Annotated in this window: 15 protein-coding genes; 9 read left to right on the forward strand and 6 right to left on the reverse strand. The window is 68.5% G+C overall.

From position 1 onward, the window contains the following. The first annotated feature begins 111 nt into the window (after window positions 1-111). The 3 genes from RS85_RS04795 to RS85_RS04805 all read left to right on the forward strand — a co-directional run bounded on the left by RS85_RS04795 (window position 112) and on the right by RS85_RS04805 (window position 2,637). Complete coding sequence (locus tag RS85_RS04795; RefSeq protein WP_046012290.1) at window positions 112-912, forward strand: hypothetical protein; 801 nt, start codon at window positions 112-114, stop codon at window positions 910-912. Between the two features lie 36 nt (window positions 913-948). Further along, a complete protein-coding gene (locus RS85_RS04800; protein ID WP_046012291.1) occupies window positions 949-2,007 on the forward strand; it encodes a PLP-dependent cysteine synthase family protein in 1,059 nt (352 codons plus the stop codon). Window positions 2,008-2,121: 114 nt separating this feature from the next. Beyond that, entirely contained in the window at window positions 2,122-2,637 is a 516-nt protein-coding gene (locus RS85_RS04805; RefSeq protein WP_046012292.1) for a glycine cleavage system protein R, read from the forward strand. A gap of 93 nt (window positions 2,638-2,730) precedes the next feature. On the opposite strand, the gene RS85_RS04810 is transcribed toward RS85_RS04805, so the two are convergent. Next, on the reverse strand, window positions 2,731-3,414 hold the full coding sequence (locus RS85_RS04810) for a FadR/GntR family transcriptional regulator (protein WP_046012293.1): 684 nt from the start codon (window positions 3,412-3,414) through the stop codon (window positions 2,731-2,733). A gap of 163 nt (window positions 3,415-3,577) precedes the next feature. Between RS85_RS04810 and RS85_RS04815 the strand changes: the two genes are divergently transcribed. The 4 genes from RS85_RS04815 to RS85_RS04830 all read left to right on the forward strand — a co-directional run bounded on the left by RS85_RS04815 (window position 3,578) and on the right by RS85_RS04830 (window position 8,062). Beyond that, window positions 3,578-4,813 (forward strand): aminotransferase class V-fold PLP-dependent enzyme, encoded by a 1,236-nt coding sequence (locus tag RS85_RS04815; protein ID WP_046012294.1) that lies wholly within the window; start codon window positions 3,578-3,580, stop codon window positions 4,811-4,813. Between the two features lie 70 nt (window positions 4,814-4,883). Next, on the forward strand, window positions 4,884-6,194 hold the full coding sequence (locus RS85_RS04820) for an ABC transporter substrate-binding protein (protein WP_046012295.1): 1,311 nt from the start codon (window positions 4,884-4,886) through the stop codon (window positions 6,192-6,194). A 3-nt stretch (window positions 6,195-6,197) separates the two neighbouring features. Beyond that, complete coding sequence (locus RS85_RS04825; protein ID WP_046012296.1) at window positions 6,198-7,160, forward strand: carbohydrate ABC transporter permease; 963 nt, start codon at window positions 6,198-6,200, stop codon at window positions 7,158-7,160. Next, the gene (locus RS85_RS04830; RefSeq protein WP_200894791.1) at window positions 7,157-8,062 is read left to right on the forward strand and encodes a carbohydrate ABC transporter permease; all 906 of its coding nucleotides are present in this window, start codon (window positions 7,157-7,159) and stop codon (window positions 8,060-8,062) included. The genes RS85_RS04825 and RS85_RS04830 overlap by 4 nt, the downstream gene beginning before the upstream one ends. A gap of 109 nt (window positions 8,063-8,171) precedes the next feature. On the opposite strand, the gene RS85_RS04835 is transcribed toward RS85_RS04830, so the two are convergent. Genes RS85_RS04835 through yczR form a run of 3 tightly spaced genes read right to left on the reverse strand, consistent with a single transcriptional unit; the run spans window position 8,172 to window position 11,203 of the window. Beyond that, window positions 8,172-9,185, reverse strand: coding sequence for an aldo/keto reductase family protein (locus RS85_RS04835; RefSeq protein WP_046012297.1), 1,014 nt, complete (start codon window positions 9,183-9,185; stop codon window positions 8,172-8,174). A 53-nt stretch (window positions 9,186-9,238) separates the two neighbouring features. Then, a complete protein-coding gene (locus tag RS85_RS04840) occupies window positions 9,239-9,733 on the reverse strand; it encodes a hypothetical protein (protein WP_046012298.1) in 495 nt (164 codons plus the stop codon). 9 nt (window positions 9,734-9,742) lie between these two features. Next, complete coding sequence (gene yczR / locus RS85_RS04845; protein ID WP_235282338.1) at window positions 9,743-11,203, reverse strand: aminotransferase-like domain-containing protein; 1,461 nt, start codon at window positions 11,201-11,203, stop codon at window positions 9,743-9,745. 52 nt (window positions 11,204-11,255) lie between these two features. Between yczR and RS85_RS04850 the strand changes: the two genes are divergently transcribed. Then, window positions 11,256-11,639 (forward strand): hypothetical protein, encoded by a 384-nt coding sequence (locus RS85_RS04850; protein ID WP_152642329.1) that lies wholly within the window; start codon window positions 11,256-11,258, stop codon window positions 11,637-11,639. Here RS85_RS04850 and RS85_RS04855 read toward each other — a convergent pair. Then, the gene (locus RS85_RS04855; protein WP_046012300.1) at window positions 11,612-13,156 is read right to left on the reverse strand and encodes a DUF4407 domain-containing protein; all 1,545 of its coding nucleotides are present in this window, start codon (window positions 13,154-13,156) and stop codon (window positions 11,612-11,614) included. The two genes, RS85_RS04850 and RS85_RS04855, sit on opposite strands and share 28 nt — an antisense overlap. Before the next feature lie 98 nt (window positions 13,157-13,254). Beyond that, window positions 13,255-14,556 carry a 23S rRNA (adenine(2503)-C(2))-methyltransferase RlmN gene (gene rlmN / locus RS85_RS04860; RefSeq protein ID WP_200894792.1) on the reverse strand — a complete coding sequence of 434 codons (1,302 nt, stop codon included), beginning with the start codon at window positions 14,554-14,556 and terminating at the stop codon, window positions 13,255-13,257. Between the two features lie 72 nt (window positions 14,557-14,628). On the opposite strand from rlmN, the gene RS85_RS04865 reads away from it, so the two are divergent. Next, entirely contained in the window at window positions 14,629-15,189 is a 561-nt protein-coding gene (locus tag RS85_RS04865) for a hypothetical protein (protein WP_046012301.1), read from the forward strand. Window positions 15,190-15,207 lie beyond the last annotated feature (18 nt).

Raw genomic sequence — 15,207 nt, forward strand, 5'->3', positions numbered from 1 at the left:
ATCCTCCCCGGGAGACGTTCGACAGCTCGGATCGTGTCGCGCCTGCTGTCCTCGAGCGGCTACCTTTCGGAGAGGGGCTCAGTCGAGCGCCGGTGACCAGGGGGCTGAGCGATGGCGGACGAGCAGAACGGCGATGCAGCGTCGGAGTCGGTCATCCCGCCGCCTCCGATGGATTCGCCGGGGGTCACCTCGCCCTTCTCGCAGGTCGTCCCGCTGGCTCCCCCGCTGAGTGCCGCGGCTCCCCCTCCGTCGCCCGCTGCACCCCTGCCGCCGTACGCTTCCGCGATACCGTCAGGTCCGTACGACGGCGGGTATCCGGCATCCGCTGCTCCCGCGGGGTACCCGGCACCGGCACCGGCAACGACACCGGCGACGACCTCGAACGTGCTCGGCATCGTGCTGGCCGTGGTCGGCGGGATCGTGGTGCTCGCGGTCGTCGGCGTCGCCATGCTCATCGGACTGCTCGCCTCGTCACCCGACGAGGCGATCCCGGCGCCGGCACCGAGTCCGAGCGCGTTCGTCGAGGAACCGGATGCTCCCTCCGAAGAGTCTCCGTCCGACGAAGAACCGAGCGACGACGCCGCTGCCTCCGGCATCGCGGAGCGGCTCGAGGCGAAGATCGACGAGTACCGGAGGCTGCGCGACTCCGGCGCGCTCTGGCAGACGATCCCCGACAACGAGTACAACCGCACGGCCGTCACCGCCTTCCTGTATCTGATGACCGACATGAAGGTCGCCACGATCTGGGGCATCGACGAGCAGCAGGCGCGGGAGTACGACGAGCGGATGACGATGCTCGAAGAGAAGCTTCTCGCACAGCAGCCGCTGGGCGACGACATCAAGATCACTCTCGAGGATCGTGTCTTCACCTACGACGGCGAGACCGGCGAAGGCGGATACACCGACAAGTAGGCGATTTCGAGGGACGGCGCGCGTTACGCTCGATCGGTGACCTCCTGGACCAGCACTGCGATCGCCCTGCTGGAAGCCGACGCCAATCGCAGCGCCGACACGCACCTGCACCTGTTCCCGCTGCCGCCCGAGTGGGGCATCGATCTGTATCTGAAGGACGAGTCGGTGCATCCGACCGGCTCACTCAAGCACCGCCTGGGCCGCTCGTTGCTGCTCTACGGGCTGGTGAACGGACGCATCCACGAGGACACCACTCTGGTCGAGTCGTCGAGCGGGTCGACCGCGGTCTCCGAGGCGTATTTCGCGCGGATGCTGGGACTGCCGTTCGTGACCGTCGTGCCGCGCTCGACCAGCCAGGAGAAGATCGACCTCATCGAGTTCTACGGTGGCCGGTGCCACTTCGTCGACCGCGCCGAGGACATGTCGCCGGAGGCGCAGCGCCTCGCATCCGACTGCCACGGCCACTACCTCGATCAGTTCACGTTCGCCGAGCGCGCGACCGACTGGCGCGGCAACAACAACATCGCCGAGAGCGTGTTCAGCCAGCTCGCTCAGGAGCGGCATCCGATCCCCCGCTGGATCGTCGTGGGTGCGGGCACCGGTGGCACGAGCGCGACCTTCGGCCGGTACGTGAAGTACCGCCGCCATGAAACGCAGATCGCCGTGGTCGACCCGGAGGGTTCCGCCTTCTACGACGGCTGGGCCGGTACTCCCGACGCGCCGGCCGGGCGCCCCAGCCGGATCGAGGGCATCGGCCGTCCGCGCGTCGAGGCGTCGTTCGTGCCGAGCGTGATCGACGAGATGATCCGGGTTCCGGATGCCGGTTCGATCGCCGCGATCCGGATGCTGCGCGACCGCACCCTGCACTGGGCGGGCGGGTCGACGGGCACGAACCTCTACGGCGCGTTCCAGCTCATCGCGCGGATGCGCGCGGCGGGCGAGACGGGCAGCGTCGTGACGCTGATCTGCGACAGCGGCATCCGCTACGCCGGCACCTACTACTCCGACGAGTGGGTCGCAGCCCAGGGCTGGGACCTCACCCCGCACCGCGCGCGGCTCGAGTCGTTCCTCGAGATGGGCGTCTGGGCCGACTGAGCCCGGCCGCTCGCGTTCACAATTCAGTCTGTTCTCTTCGGGCGGGCGAGAATCGGCGGTTTCGGGCTCGATCCGGAACATTCTTGCTGAATTGTGAACGGCTACGCTGGCCGCATGACCACTCTGATCCTCACCGTCGCCGGGGCCGATCGCCCAGGCCTCGTCGCCGCCGTGGCCGATGTCGTCGATGCGCACGGAGGCAACTGGGAGAACAGCTCACTGGCCGAGCTCGCCGGTACGTTCGCGGGCGTGATCGAGGTGTCGGTCGCCGACGACCGCGCGGCCGATCTGCAGACCGGATTGCGCGCGCTGCAGGGCCAGGGGCTGCTGACCCTCGCGGTGCTCACCGGAACGCCCGACGCCGACCCCGAGGACGAGCAGCTGCTCACGATCCAGGTGCTCGGCAACGATCGCCACGGCATCGTCCGCGAGATCTCGACTGTGCTGAGCGCCCATGCGCTGAGCATCGAGGAGCTGGCGACCGAGACCAGGGATGCCGCGATGGCCGGCGGCCGTCTGTTCGAGGCATCCGTCACCGCGCGTGTTCCGGCGACGGTCGACGTCGACGCGCTCCGCGATGACCTCGAGCGCATCGCCGCCGAGATCCAGGTCGATATCACGCTCGGCTGAGGCCATCCACCCGGGTTTCGAATCGCGCAACTTGTCGATTGTCTGGCCTATTTCCGACCAGTTGCGCGATTCGAAAGTCGGAAGGCACGGGTACTACCCCTCGACGTCGGTGTACTTGCGGACCCAGTACTCCGTGTACGCCACGTGCGCGGATGCCGCGGCCGAGGCCGCGACCGGATCGGCATCCGCGAGTCCGCGCAGGATCGCCCGGTGCCCGGCATCCGAGTGCAGCTTGAGCTCGGCAGCGTCGTGCACGTCGTGGATCCGGTAGGCCCGCGACCGCGACCGCAGCACATCGATCAGGCTGGTCAGGGCGTCATTGCCCGCGACTTTCGAGATGGTCATGTGGAACTCGTGGTCGAGCCGGGAGTGATCCTCGAAGTCGTCACTGCCCTCGATCTCGCCGAGCAGCGCGTCGAGCCGGGAGACCGTCTCGGCGTCCATCCGCGCCGCGGCGAGCGCTGCCGCATGCGGTTCGAGCACCCGGCGCAGTTCGGTGAGTTCCAGCACGCCCGCCATCGGCAGCAGGCCGACCGTGAGCGACAGGCTGCCGATGAGGTCGGCGGCGCGCAGCTCGCTCACGTAGCTTCCCGATCCGTGCCGGGTGTCGAGCACTCCGAGGGCGGCCAGCATCCGGATCGCCTCGCGCAGCGATCCGCGAGAGACGCCCAGCCGTTCGCACAGCTCGCCCTCGCTCGGCAGCCGATCGCCGGGCCGCAGTGCGCCGTCGGCGATGAGCGCCCGCAGCCCGTGCAGCGCCGTGTCCAACGCGCTCATCGTGTTCCTCTCTGGCACCCGAATCTCCTGTGAGTCTGTCGGACGTGCATCGCTTGACCAACTTGTATGACGACTTTATTAAATTGTGCCGGATTTCTAGCGCAAGAGAACATGCTGTGGCAAAGTTGTGCAACAACTCCCCCCGACCCGTTGATGAGGATCCATGCAGGCCACCGGTTTCCCCGCTCCGCTCCGACTGAAGTCGTTCGACCGCGCGCGGGATGCCTGGCCGCTGGATCCGGACATCGTCCACCTCAATCACGGGTCCTTCGGCGCCGTCCCGGCATCCGTCGTCGCCCAACAGGATGCCCTGCGCCGCCAGGCCGACCTCAGCCCGGTCGAGTGGTTCCCGCGCATCGCCGAGCGCGTCCGCGCAGCACGCGAGCGCACCGCTCCGTTCGTGGGCGCCCGCCCCGAGGACAGCGCCTTCGTTCCGAACGCGTCCGCGGCCGCCACCGTGGTCTACAACGCCCTTCGCCTGGAGCACGGCGACGAGATCCTCGTCACCGACCAGGGCTACGGCGCGATCACGATGGGCGCGCAGCGTCTGGCCCGCCGCTTCGGTGCGACCGTGCGCGTCGTCGAACTCCCGCTGCTCGGGGACGACGACGAGATCGTCGAGCGCTTCGCCGACGCGCTGACCCCGCAGACGCGGCTCATCGTCGTCGACCAGATCACCTCGCCGACCGCCCGCGTGCTTCCCACCCGGCGCATCGCCGAGCTCGCCGCCGAGCGCGGCATCCGCACCCTCGTCGACGGCGCCCACGCCCCCGGCCTGATCCCGGATGCCGCGGCCGTCGCCGGCGGCGACTGGTGGTTCGGCAACCTGCACAAGTGGCCCTGCGCCCCGCGCGGCTCGGCCCTGCTCGTCACTCGGACCCACGACCGCGAGGAGCTGTGGCCGCTGATCGACTCGTGGGCCGCGCACGAGCCGTTCCCGACGCGCTTCGACACGCAGGGCACGATCGACGCCACGACGTATCTCGCCACCCCCGCCGCGATCGAGTTCGTCGAGAGCGAGTACGGCTGGGAGCGGGCACGTGAGGCGATGGCCCTCATGGCGGATGCCGGTGCGGAGATCATCGCGGAGGGATTCCGCCCCTTCGCCGACGAGGACCCGCTCACCCCGCTTCCCTCCCCCGTGCCGTCGATGCGGCTCGTCCGGCTCCCGCTCGGACTCGGCGCCACACGCGAGGAGGCCGACGCGCTGCGCATGGAGCTGCTCGACCAGACCGGGGTCGAGACCGCGTTCACCAGCTTCCGTGGCATCGGCTACTTCCGCCTGTCGGCGCATCTGTACACCGAAGCGTCCGACTTCGAGGCCTTCGTCGAGCGCTGCATCCCGCAGATCCTGCAGCGCGCCGGCATCCGGCCCACGGCATCCGTCGTCACCCCCTGACCCGTCCCCCCACCCGAGCACGACTCACCAACAGCACCACCCACCCGAAACACCAACTGAGAGGCACATCGTGAAGAACAAGATCTTGACGACAGCAGCAGGATTCGGCACCGTCGCCGTCCTCGCGCTCACCGGCTGCTCCGCCGGAGGCGGCCCGTCCGCCGACGGCACCGTCACCCTGCAGATGGTCGAGAGCCTGACGAACCCGGCCCGCACCGAGCTCATCCGCGGCCTGCTCGATGACTTCGAGAAGGAGAACCCGAAGATCAAGGTCAAGCTGGTCTCGCCGCCGACCGAGCAGGCCGACGCGAAGATCCAGCAGATGCTGCAGTCCGGCAAGGGCGTCGACCTCCTCGAGGTGCGCGACATCACCGTCGGACCGTTCGCGAACAACGGCTGGCTCTACGACCTGACCGACGACGTGAAGGACTGGGACGGGTGGGACGCCCTCACCGACAACGCCAAGTCCGCGTCGGTCGCCGAGGACGGCAAGAGCTACTTCGTGCCCTACGGCTTCTACGGCCTGTCGCTGTTCTACCGCACCGACCTCGTCGAGGCGGCCGGCTTCGACGGCCCGCCGAAGAGCTGGGAAGAGCTGCTCGAGCAGGCGTCCGCCATCCAGGACCCGTCGAACAACGTGTACGGCTACGCCTTCCGTGGCGGTCCCAACGCGAACAGCAACGTCGTCGCGGCGATCGAGGCGTACACGATCGACGACCTGAACGTCGACGACGCCTTCCTGATGGAGGACGGCTCGACGATCTTCGCCGCACCCGAGGCGCAGGATGCCGTGGACGACTACTTCGCGCTGTTCGAGCAGGCCTCTCCGCCGTCGGCCGTGTCGTGGGGCTACCCCGAGATGGTCGCCGGCTTCACGAACGGCACGACCGCGTTCCTGCTGCAGGACCCCGAGGTCATCGCGACCGTGCAGGACTCCTCGCTGACCGAGGACCAGTGGGACACCGCTCCGCTGCTCACCGGTCCGTCGGGCAAGGCCGCGCAGCCGCTGGCCGTCGCCGGCTGGGGCGTCGCCGAGGCGAGCGAGAACAAGGAGGCGGCGGTGAAGCTGGTCGAGTTCCTCTCCTCCGCCGAGCCCGCGACCGAGTTCGCGCAGGCCAACAGCCTGGTGCCGATCATCACCGAAGCGGCCGACGACGAGTTCTACTCCACCGGACCGTGGACGAGCTACGTCACGATGACCGAAGACCCGGACACCTACGTCAACGTGCGCCAGCCGCGCGGTGTCAGCTGGTGGACCGAGTGGATCCAGAAGTCCGACCAGGACGTGCAGAACGTGCTGCTGGGCAACATGAGCACCGAGGAGCTGCTCGCATCGTGGGATCAGTTCTGGACCGAGAAGTACGCCGCGGAGAAGGGCTGACCCGTGGCCCTGACCGCTCGTGAGGGAGGCTCCGCCGCCGCTGCATCCGTGCAGTCGCGCGGCGGGGCCTCCCCCGGCCCTCGCCGCCGGCAGTTCCGTGGCCGGCACGCGCTGACGCTCCTGGCCTTCATGGCCCCGGCGATCGTCTTCGTGTGCTGGTTCACGTACTGGCCGATGCTGCAGGGCGCCCGCATGGCCTTCCACGACTGGAATCTCTGGGACCTCACCTCGACCCCGTTCGTCGGCTTCGACAACTTCGTCACGGTGTTCCAGGATCCCGCGTTCCCGATCGTCGCCTGGAACTCGATCCTCTGGGTCGTCGGCTCCCTCGTGCCGCAGTTGGTGATCGGGTTCCTGATCGCCCTCGCCCTGCGCAAGCGGTTCCGCTTCCGCGGGCTGTATCAGGCGCTCGTCTTCTTCCCGTGGGCGGTGTCGGGCTTCCTGATCGGGATGCTGTTCCGCTGGATGTTCAACGCCGAGTTCGGGGTCGTCAACGACCTGCTCATGAAGGCCGGGTTCATCGACGCCCCGCTGCCGTGGCTGGCCGATCCGAAGCTCGCGATGTTCGCGGTGATCGTGGCGAACATCTGGTACGGCGTGACGTTCTTCGCGATCATGATCCTCGCGGCGCTGCAGTCGGTGCCCGACGAGATGCTCGAGGCTGCGAGCCTCGACGGCGCCGGCAAGGTGCGGCAGCTGTTCTCGATCATCATCCCGTACATCTCGGTGACGCTCTTGCTGACGGTCCTGCTGCGCGTGATCTGGATCTTCAACTTCCCCGACATCATCTACGCCATGACCAACGGCGGGCCCGCGAACCAGACGCACATCATCACCACCTGGATGATCAACTACACCCAGCAGGGCAACTACGGCATCGCGAGCGCGATCGGCCTCATCGTCGTCGCGTTCCTGTTCGTGTTCTGCGCGTTCTACCTGATGGCGATGCGGAAGGCCCAGCGATGACTGTCACTGCGAGCACCATGACCGAGACCCGTCGGCTCACCGTGCCGGACCCCGCGAAGGCTCCGCGGCCGAAGCGCCGGGTCACGGTGGGCGGCATCGTGCGGGTCGTGGGCCTCGGGCTCTGGCTCGTGATCACGCTGTTCCCGCTGTACTGGATCGCGCTCACCTCGATCAAGTCGCCGGGCACGATCAACACCTTCCCGATCGAGTACTGGCCGAGCGAGCCCTCGTTCGAGAACTACGTCAGCCTCTTCCAGCAGAGCTCGTTCGCCGTGTTCCTCGGCAACTCGGCGCTGGTCGCGATCGTCGCAGGAGCCGTGGCGACGCTGATCGCGCTGCTGAGCGCCTACGTGATCGCGCGCTTCGAGTTCCGGGGCAAGGGCGCGGTGCTGATCGCCTTCCTGCTGACGCAGATGATCCCGGCGTTCATCGCCCTCGGACCGCTGTACTCGATGATGACCGACCTCGGCCTCGTCGACACGAAGCCCGGCCTGATCCTCGTGTACATCGCGATCTGCATCCCGTTCTCGACGGTCATGCTGCGCGGCTTCTTCGAGAACGTGCCCGACGCTCTCGAAGAGGCGGCGATGATCGACGGATGCTCCCGCCTCGGGGCCCTGTTCCGCGTGCTGGTGCCGGTCATGACCCCCGGCATCATCGCGGCGTTCATCTTCAACTTCGTGAACTGCTGGAACGAGCTGTTCCTGTCGGTCGTGCTGATGAACACCGACGAGAACCGCACGGTGCCCTCGGCGCTGAACGGCTTCATCTCGACGTTCAACATCGACTGGGGCTCGATGAGCGCCGCAGCCGTGCTGACGATCCTGCCGACCATGGTGATGTTCGCGCTGGCGAGCCGCTGGATCGTGCAGGGCCTGACGGCCGGTGCGGTGAAGGAGTAACGCCTTTCTCACACCGAGACCCCCGGTTATCGCCGAGACCCCCGCCTGCGGACGTCTGCAGACGGGGGTCTCGGCGTGAAACCGGGGTTTCAGCGGCAGGTGCGGGCGCTCAGCTCAGGCGGGACTTGGGCGACGTCGAGTACGTCGCCTCGGCGTCGCGGTTGACCGTGTCGCCCAGGGCGGTGTCGATCGCGGCGAGCGTGTCGGCGTCGAGCTTCACACCCGAGGCCTTGACGGTCTCGGCGAGCTGCTCGGGACGGGATGCTCCGACCAGGGCCGCCGCGACGTTCGGGTTCTGCAGCACCCACGCGATCGCGAGCTGCGGCATCGACAGGCCCGCCTCCTCGGCGATCGGCTTGAGCTTCTGCACGGCGGTGAGGATGTCGTCCTGCAGGAAGCTCTTGATGAAATCGGCGCCGCTGTGCGGGTCGGTCGCGCGCGAGCCCTCGGGCACCGGCTGACCGGGAAGGTACTTGCCGCTGAGCACGCCCTGCGCCATCGGCGACCAGACGATCTGCGAGATGCCGAGCTCTTCGGATGCCGGGACGACCTTGCCCTCGATGACCCGCCACAGCATCGAATACTGCGGCTGGTTCGAGATGAGCTGCACACCGAGCTGCTTGGCGAGCGCATGGCCCTCGCGCAGCTGCTCCGCCGTCCACTCGGAGACGCCGATGTAGAGCGCCTTGCCCTGACGGACGACGTCGGCGAAGGCCTGGAACGTCTCCTCGAGCGGCGTCTCGTAGTCGAAGCGGTGCGCCTGGTAGAGGTCGACGTAGTCGGTGCCGAGGCGCTTCAGCGAGCCGTTGATGGACTCGAAGATGTGCTTGCGGCTCAGTCCGGTGTCGTTCGGCCCCTTCGGGCCGGTCGGGAAGTAGACCTTCGTGAAGATCTCGAGACCCTCGCGGCGCTGACCTTCCAGCGCCTTGCCGAGCACGACCTCGGCTGCGGTGTTGGCGTAGGTGTCCGCCGTGTCGAAAGTCGTGATGCCGGCATCCAGGGCTGCATGGACCGTCTTGACGGCGGCGTCGTCGCCGACCTGGGATGCATGGGTGACCCAGTTGCCGTAGGTGATCTCCGAGACCTTGAGACCGCTGTTGCCGAGATAGCGATAGTTGACCATGATCCAACGCTACTTGCTCACGGATGCCGGGAGGGCGGATTCCGTGACCGGTCTCAGCCGGATGCGGCGGAGGAGCTGTTCCGCCGCGCGGCGGCGATCCCGCCGATGATGACGACGACCGCGGATACGGCGCTGATGGCGTACAGCGGAAGGGCCCAGGGGGAGTAATCCGCGCCACTGATGCCGAAGGTGTCGGCGAGTCCCATGCCGGCACCGAAGGATGCCACGAAGTATCCGACCGTGCCGCACATCAGCAGCGCGAGGAAGGTCATACCCGGGACGATCGGGGGCGCCTTCGTGACGATCGAGACCGCGGCCGCCCCGATGGCCAATGCCACGCCGATCCCGAGGACGAAGAAGACCTCGCCGCTTCCCAGATTCTCTCCTGCGGCCGCCATCTCCGCGCGGATCTCCTCGAGCGTCATCCCTGGCACCGCCGCCAGCGGATTCAGGACGAGGATCTGCACTGCCGCGAGCGCCGCGTAGGCGGTGACCGCGACCACGCCGACGATCGAGATCCAGAACGTGTGGCGCGGCATCCGTGTCATGCGGTCATCCTAGGAAGTGCGCCCGAGAGTCTCCCGATACTCCTGCCACGCCGCGCCGAGTCGGCGGATGCCCTCTTCCAGCACGTCGTCCGTGGCGGTGAACGGGATGCGGATGTGGTCGTCGGAGGAGACGGATGCCGCGAACGCGGCACTCCCCGCGATCGAGACGCCGTGTGTGGCGGCGATCCTCGCCAGCGCGTCGGCCGACCCTGCGGGAAGGGCCACCCACAGCGACAGTCCGCCGCGGGGCGGCTCGACCCGCCAGTCGGGCAGGTGCTTCGCCATCAAGCTGAGGAGCAGCTGGAGCCGCTCCTGGTGGATGCGGCTGTTCGCACGCCGGAGCTCGTCGGCGTGCGCGATGAGGTCGAGCGCGATCAGCTGGCCCGGCACGCTCGTCGACTGGTCGGCCAGCTGCCTCGCACCGCGCAGTCGCCGCACGAGCACCGGGTCGGCGCGCAGCCAGCCGATCCTGAGCCCTGCCCACGCCCACTTCGACACCGACTCGACGACGATGATCGGTGCGTCGGCTCGCTCGGCCGCGAGCGTGGGAGGCATGACGCCGTCGAACGAGAGTCCGGCGACGACACGATCCTCGATCACGGGGACCCCGTACTGAGCGGCGAGCTCGGCGACGCGACGGCGGGCGGCGGGAGGCAGACGCGTGCCCGTCGGGTTCTGATGGTGCGGGTTGAGCGCGACGAGCGCGGGCCGCAGCCGGGCCAGCGCCTGTTCGAGCGCGTCGATGTCGAGCCCATCCGGCCCCATCGCGATGCCGTGCACCGTGCCTCCGCGGAGGCCCACGGAGTCGGTGACGCCCGGCCAGGTGATCTCCTCGGCGAGCACGACATCGCCCGGTCCGACGAGCGCGTTGACGACGAGGCTGATCGCCTGCTGCGCTCCGTGGGTGACAAGGATCTGCTCGGGAGTGGTCGGCGTGCCCTCGGCGCGATACATCTCGGCGATGAGCTCGCGCAGGATCGGGAGCCCGGCCGGATCCGTCTCGGGCAGCAGCGCGAGGTCGAGTCGCGGCTGGTGGTCGCGGATGAGCTGCTGGGCGAGCGGGGGGATCTGCGGCACCGTGCGCAGCAGGTCGATCGTGTTGGGAGACGCCGCGAAGAGCGCCTCGCCTCGCCCGGGCCGTGTCAGGGGGGCGGCGGATGCCGTGACACCGGCGATGCGCGTGCCACTCCCCTGCCGACGCTCGACGAGTCCGCTCTCGGCCAGGTCGGCGTACGCGGCGACGACGGTTCCCCGGGAGACGGAGCCTGCCGTGGCGAGGGCGCGCTCGGCGGGCAGACGGTCTCCCGGTCGCAGCTCGCCCGTCTCGATGAGGCCCTCGATGCCGCGGGCCAGTCGGCGCGCGAGGGTGCCGTCGCCATGAGTCCAGCGGCCGAGGCGCGCTGCGAGAGCCGCCGACGCCACATCCCCGGAGTGGACCAATGCGGCGGGAACGACCGATCTCTGGTCCACCGGCCCGTCATTGGCCCTGTGTTTCGTGTCCATATCGATCGATTCTGGACCAATGACCACCCTGATTCCCCGTCTTGACGAAGTTCTTGCGCCAATTATCGCCGATTGGACCATTCGCGACCTCCTCGAATGGCTCGGCGCGGACGACTCACGGATGCACGACAGTGCGCTGACCCGCCCGTTGCTGGTGATCGACGCCGCTCTGACCGGCTCGACGTGGGAGCGCGAGCCGTCGACGGTCGCCGTGATCCGTTCAATCGCGTCGGCGGTGCAGACGTCACCGCGGTCGAGGAACATGCGGCTCGACGACCTGCTCCCGCGCGCAGGCTGGATCAGAAATGCGGCTCCCGACGACGACTCAGCAGCGTTTTCGATCCACGCTGCTGAGCGCCGCCGGGAGCGCGTGCCTCAGTTCGCGGGAGTCGGTGCCGGCTGAGCCGGAGCGGCTGGCGCGGCCGCGGCCGGCGCGGGCGCCACGGGGGTCGTCACGATCTCTGCGCGATCGCGGAACCCTTCGGCGGTGACCCGATCGAGGGCGACCTGCCGGCGGATGGCCGCGGCCTTCTCGTACAGGTTCGGGTCGCCGTAGCTCGTGAGCACCTTCACCAGCACGGGCAGCAGTTCGATCATGAAGAACAGCGCCGCGATCAGGATGTGCGCCCACAGGATCGTCGGCTCCTTCTCGCTCAGCCGGTTCAGGGCACTGATCTGACTGAGCAGCCCGACGGCTCCGGCGTTGCCCTGGGCGACGGCATCCGCTCTGGCGTTGTAGGCGGCGAGCGCCTGATCGTAGGTGTCGCGTGCCCCGGGCAGCTGCGACTGCGCCTGCTCGCGGTTCTGCGACTCTGAGGTGGAGGTGTTCTCCGCGGCGGCCGTACCGGCGGCGGCGAGGTCCTCGTTGGCCGTGCGCAGCTGCGCGGCCAGCGCGTCGTACGTCTGCTGTGCCTCGGCGAGCTGCGCCTGAGCGGCATCCGAGCTCGCGCCCTCTCCGTTCACACCGGTGCAGCCGGGAACCGTGCCCGCGCCCTCGCCGGTGAGCTCGCACTGGTACAGGGTGCGGGCCTGATCGATGACCGCCTGCTGGGCAGTCATCTTGGCGGTCAGGTCGTCGACCGTCGCCTGCGCGGCCGACTCGGTCGCCGACGATGAGTCGGTGCCGGCGACGATGCCGGTCGCGGCCTGGTTCTCGAGTTCGGCGACGCGGGCGGATGCCGCATCCAGCGCGATCTTCTCCGGCCCGGTCTCCAGGGCCTCCTGGTCGGACTGCGACTGCGTGATGTTGGTCGAGGCGACCTCGCGCGCGATGTCGTTCTGGAAGATCTGCAGCACGAGGGGCTCGGCGACGACGAAACCGATGATCGCGGCCATGATGACTCGAGGGATCGCGAGCCCGATGAGCTTCCAGACGCTGCGTGTCGACGTCATGGTCGAGGTCAGGAAACGGTCGAGGTTGAAGATGATGAGCGCCCAGACGAGGGCGAGCGGCACGGCGAGCCAGATCGCGGCCTGCACCCCGGTGGTCAGCGCGAACAGCATCGAGATGGCCGAGACCAGGGCGGTGCCGGCGAGCACGAAGAACATCTGCACGAAGCGGGGCGTCTCGCCGGGAACGCGGTCGAGGATCTCCCCCTCGGCACCGCCGAGGATCGCGAGAGCCCTGGCGCGGGACCCGCGGGTGCGCGGGCGCCGTGGCGTGCGAACGCGCGGTTTGCGTACGGGCTTCGGTGCCCGCTCCTCGGCGACTGCCGGCTCCTCCGCGGGCCCCTGAGCCTGTCGAAGGGCCGAGTCGTCTGCGGGCGCGGAGACGGGAACCTCACGCGTCGTGTCATCGAGGCCGGTGGGCTCGAACTCGCGCAAGAAGTCGAGGTCGTCCGTCTCGGCGTTCGGGTCGCTGTCGAGGATGATCCGACCCTGCGAGTCGAAGCGCCCCGGTCGGTGAGCGGAATAGGGCATCCGAACAATCTACGAAAGGTCGCCTGTGCATCCGTTGCAAGAGTGCCCAGAGCGGCTCACAGGTTGGGCTCGCTCCTCGCGGGCCCGGCATCCTCGCGTCAGGCCATCGCGGCCGAAGCCGCTTCGTCCTCGGTCGTCGCGACGAGCTGCCCGCAGGCCCCGTCGATCTCCTTGCCGCGGGTGTCGCGCAGGGTCGTCGGGATGCCGGCGTCGTTGAGTCGGCGCACGAACTCGTTCGTGACATCTCTCTCGGACGCGGTCCAGATCGACCCGGGCGTCGGGTTCAGCGGGATCGGGTTCACGTGCACCCAGCCGCGTCCGCGCTGGTTCAGCTTCTCGGCCAGCAGATCGGCGCGCCAGGCGTGGTCGTTCATGTCCTTGATCAGCGCGTACTCGATCGAGACGCGGCGCCCGGTCTTCTCGTAGTACTCGTAGGCGGCGTCGAGCGCCTCGTCGACCTTCCACTTCGAGTTCACCGGGATGAGCTCGTCGCGCAGGTGGTCGTCGGGAGCGTGCAGCGACAGGGCGAAGGTCACCGGGATGCCCTCATCGGAGAGCTTCTTGATGGCGGGCACGAGACCGACCGTCGACACGGTGATGCCGCGGGCGCTCATGCCCAGGCCGTCGGGCTGCGGCGCGACCATCGACCGCACGGCATCCATCACGCGCTTGTAGTTCGCCAGCGGCTCGCCCATCCCCATGAAGACGATGTTCGAGACGCGCTCCATGCTGTGGTCGTCGGACTTCTTGCCGCCCAGCCCGCCCTCGGCGATCAGCCGGTTCGCCCGCACGATCTGCTCGATGATCTCGGCGGTCGACATGTTGCGCGTCAGCCCCGCCTGTCCGGTCGCGCAGAACGGACAGTTCATGCCGCAGCCCGCCTGGCTCGATACGCACAGCGTGATCCGGCCGGGGTAGCGCATCAGCACCGACTCGACGAGGGCGCCATCGTGCAGGCGCCAGAGGAACTTGATCGTGTCGCCCTTGTCGGTCTCGAGCCGGCGCACCTCGGTGAGCAGCGGCGGCAGCATGCCGCGGACGAGGTCCTCGCGGATGCCGGCGGGAAGGTCGGTCATCTCGGCGGGGTCCGACGTGTAGTGCCGGAAGTAGTGGGTGGAGAGCTGCTTCGCGCGGAAGCCGGGAAGCCCGAGCTCCTTGACCTTCGAGGTGCGCTCTTCCGGGGTCAGGTCGGCGAGGTGCACGGGCGGCTTGCCTCGCTTCGGGCTCGCGAACTGCAGCAGCGGGCGCCCCTCGGCATCCTTCTGCTGCGTCCATCCCTCGGTCGCCGGGCGCACCTGCGCGGGCTTGGTGGAGCGGACCTTGCCCTGAGCGGGTCGTCCCTGCGGGGCGGACGCGGATGCTGCGGGGCGCGTCTCGCGCGTACGGGGAGAATCGGTCATACCTACCAGGGTACGGGGTGCCGGGTGGGAAGGCCCTGGGGTGCCGGGCAGTGCCTGCCTAGACTGAGCCGCATGGACGACATCATCTGGATCATCGGGCTCGTCGTCAGCCTGGTCGTGATCGTGCTGATCGTCTCCGTCGCGCTCCGTGGCATGCGCCCGAAGCTGCCCGAGCCGCAGGTGTTCACGCCGTCTCCGACGACTGCGCGGTCGTTGCCGGCATCCTCCGCCGCCTCGACCGCTTCAGGGCTCACTCCGCAGGTCATCGCCGAGATCGATCGACTGATCGGAGCCGGGCACAGGATCCAGGCCATCAAGCTCTACCGCCGCGCGACCGGAGTGGGCCTGAAGGACGCCAAGGACCGCGTCGAGCACTGGTCGATCAGCACGACAGCTCCGCACATGGCCGCCCGATCGAACGCGAACGCCGCGTACTCCTCGATCACTCCCGCCGCTCAGACCGCTTCCTCGCTCCGCGCCTCACTGCCGGCATCCGTGGTCTCGGAGATCGACCGGATGGTCATCGCCGACCAGCCCATCAGCGCGATCAAGCTGCTGCGGGAGCACACCGGGCTCGGCCTGAAGGAGACCAAGCAGCTCATCGACGCCTGGGTTCCCGGGCGCACGCGCTGACCCGCAGCTTGTCACTAC

It is taken from the genome of Microbacterium sp. SA39 (assembly GCF_000967865.1).
Taxonomy (GTDB): domain Bacteria; phylum Actinomycetota; class Actinomycetes; order Actinomycetales; family Microbacteriaceae; genus Microbacterium.

Bases quoted from the DNA above. Each gene is read 5' to 3' on its own strand.
- RS85_RS04795 (WP_046012290.1), top strand. From the start codon at position 112: ATGGCGGACGAGCAGAACGGCGATGCAGCGTCGGAGTCGGTCATCCCG.
- RS85_RS04805 (WP_046012292.1), top strand. From the start codon at position 2,122: ATGACCACTCTGATCCTCACCGTCGCCGGGGCCGATCGCCCAGGCCTC.
- RS85_RS04810 (WP_046012293.1), bottom strand. From the start codon at position 3,414: ATGAGCGCGTTGGACACGGCGCTGCACGGGCTGCGGGCGCTCATCGCC.
- RS85_RS04815 (WP_046012294.1), top strand. From the start codon at position 3,578: ATGCAGGCCACCGGTTTCCCCGCTCCGCTCCGACTGAAGTCGTTCGAC.
- RS85_RS04830 (WP_200894791.1), top strand. From the start codon at position 7,157: ATGACTGTCACTGCGAGCACCATGACCGAGACCCGTCGGCTCACCGTG.
- RS85_RS04835 (WP_046012297.1), bottom strand. From the start codon at position 9,185: ATGGTCAACTATCGCTATCTCGGCAACAGCGGTCTCAAGGTCTCGGAG.
- RS85_RS04840 (WP_046012298.1), bottom strand. From the start codon at position 9,733: ATGACACGGATGCCGCGCCACACGTTCTGGATCTCGATCGTCGGCGTG.
- RS85_RS04850 (WP_152642329.1), top strand. From the start codon at position 11,256: ATGACCACCCTGATTCCCCGTCTTGACGAAGTTCTTGCGCCAATTATC.
- RS85_RS04855 (WP_046012300.1), bottom strand. From the start codon at position 13,156: ATGCCCTATTCCGCTCACCGACCGGGGCGCTTCGACTCGCAGGGTCGG.
- rlmN (WP_200894792.1), bottom strand. From the start codon at position 14,556: ATGACCGATTCTCCCCGTACGCGCGAGACGCGCCCCGCAGCATCCGCG.
- RS85_RS04865 (WP_046012301.1), top strand. From the start codon at position 14,629: ATGGACGACATCATCTGGATCATCGGGCTCGTCGTCAGCCTGGTCGTG.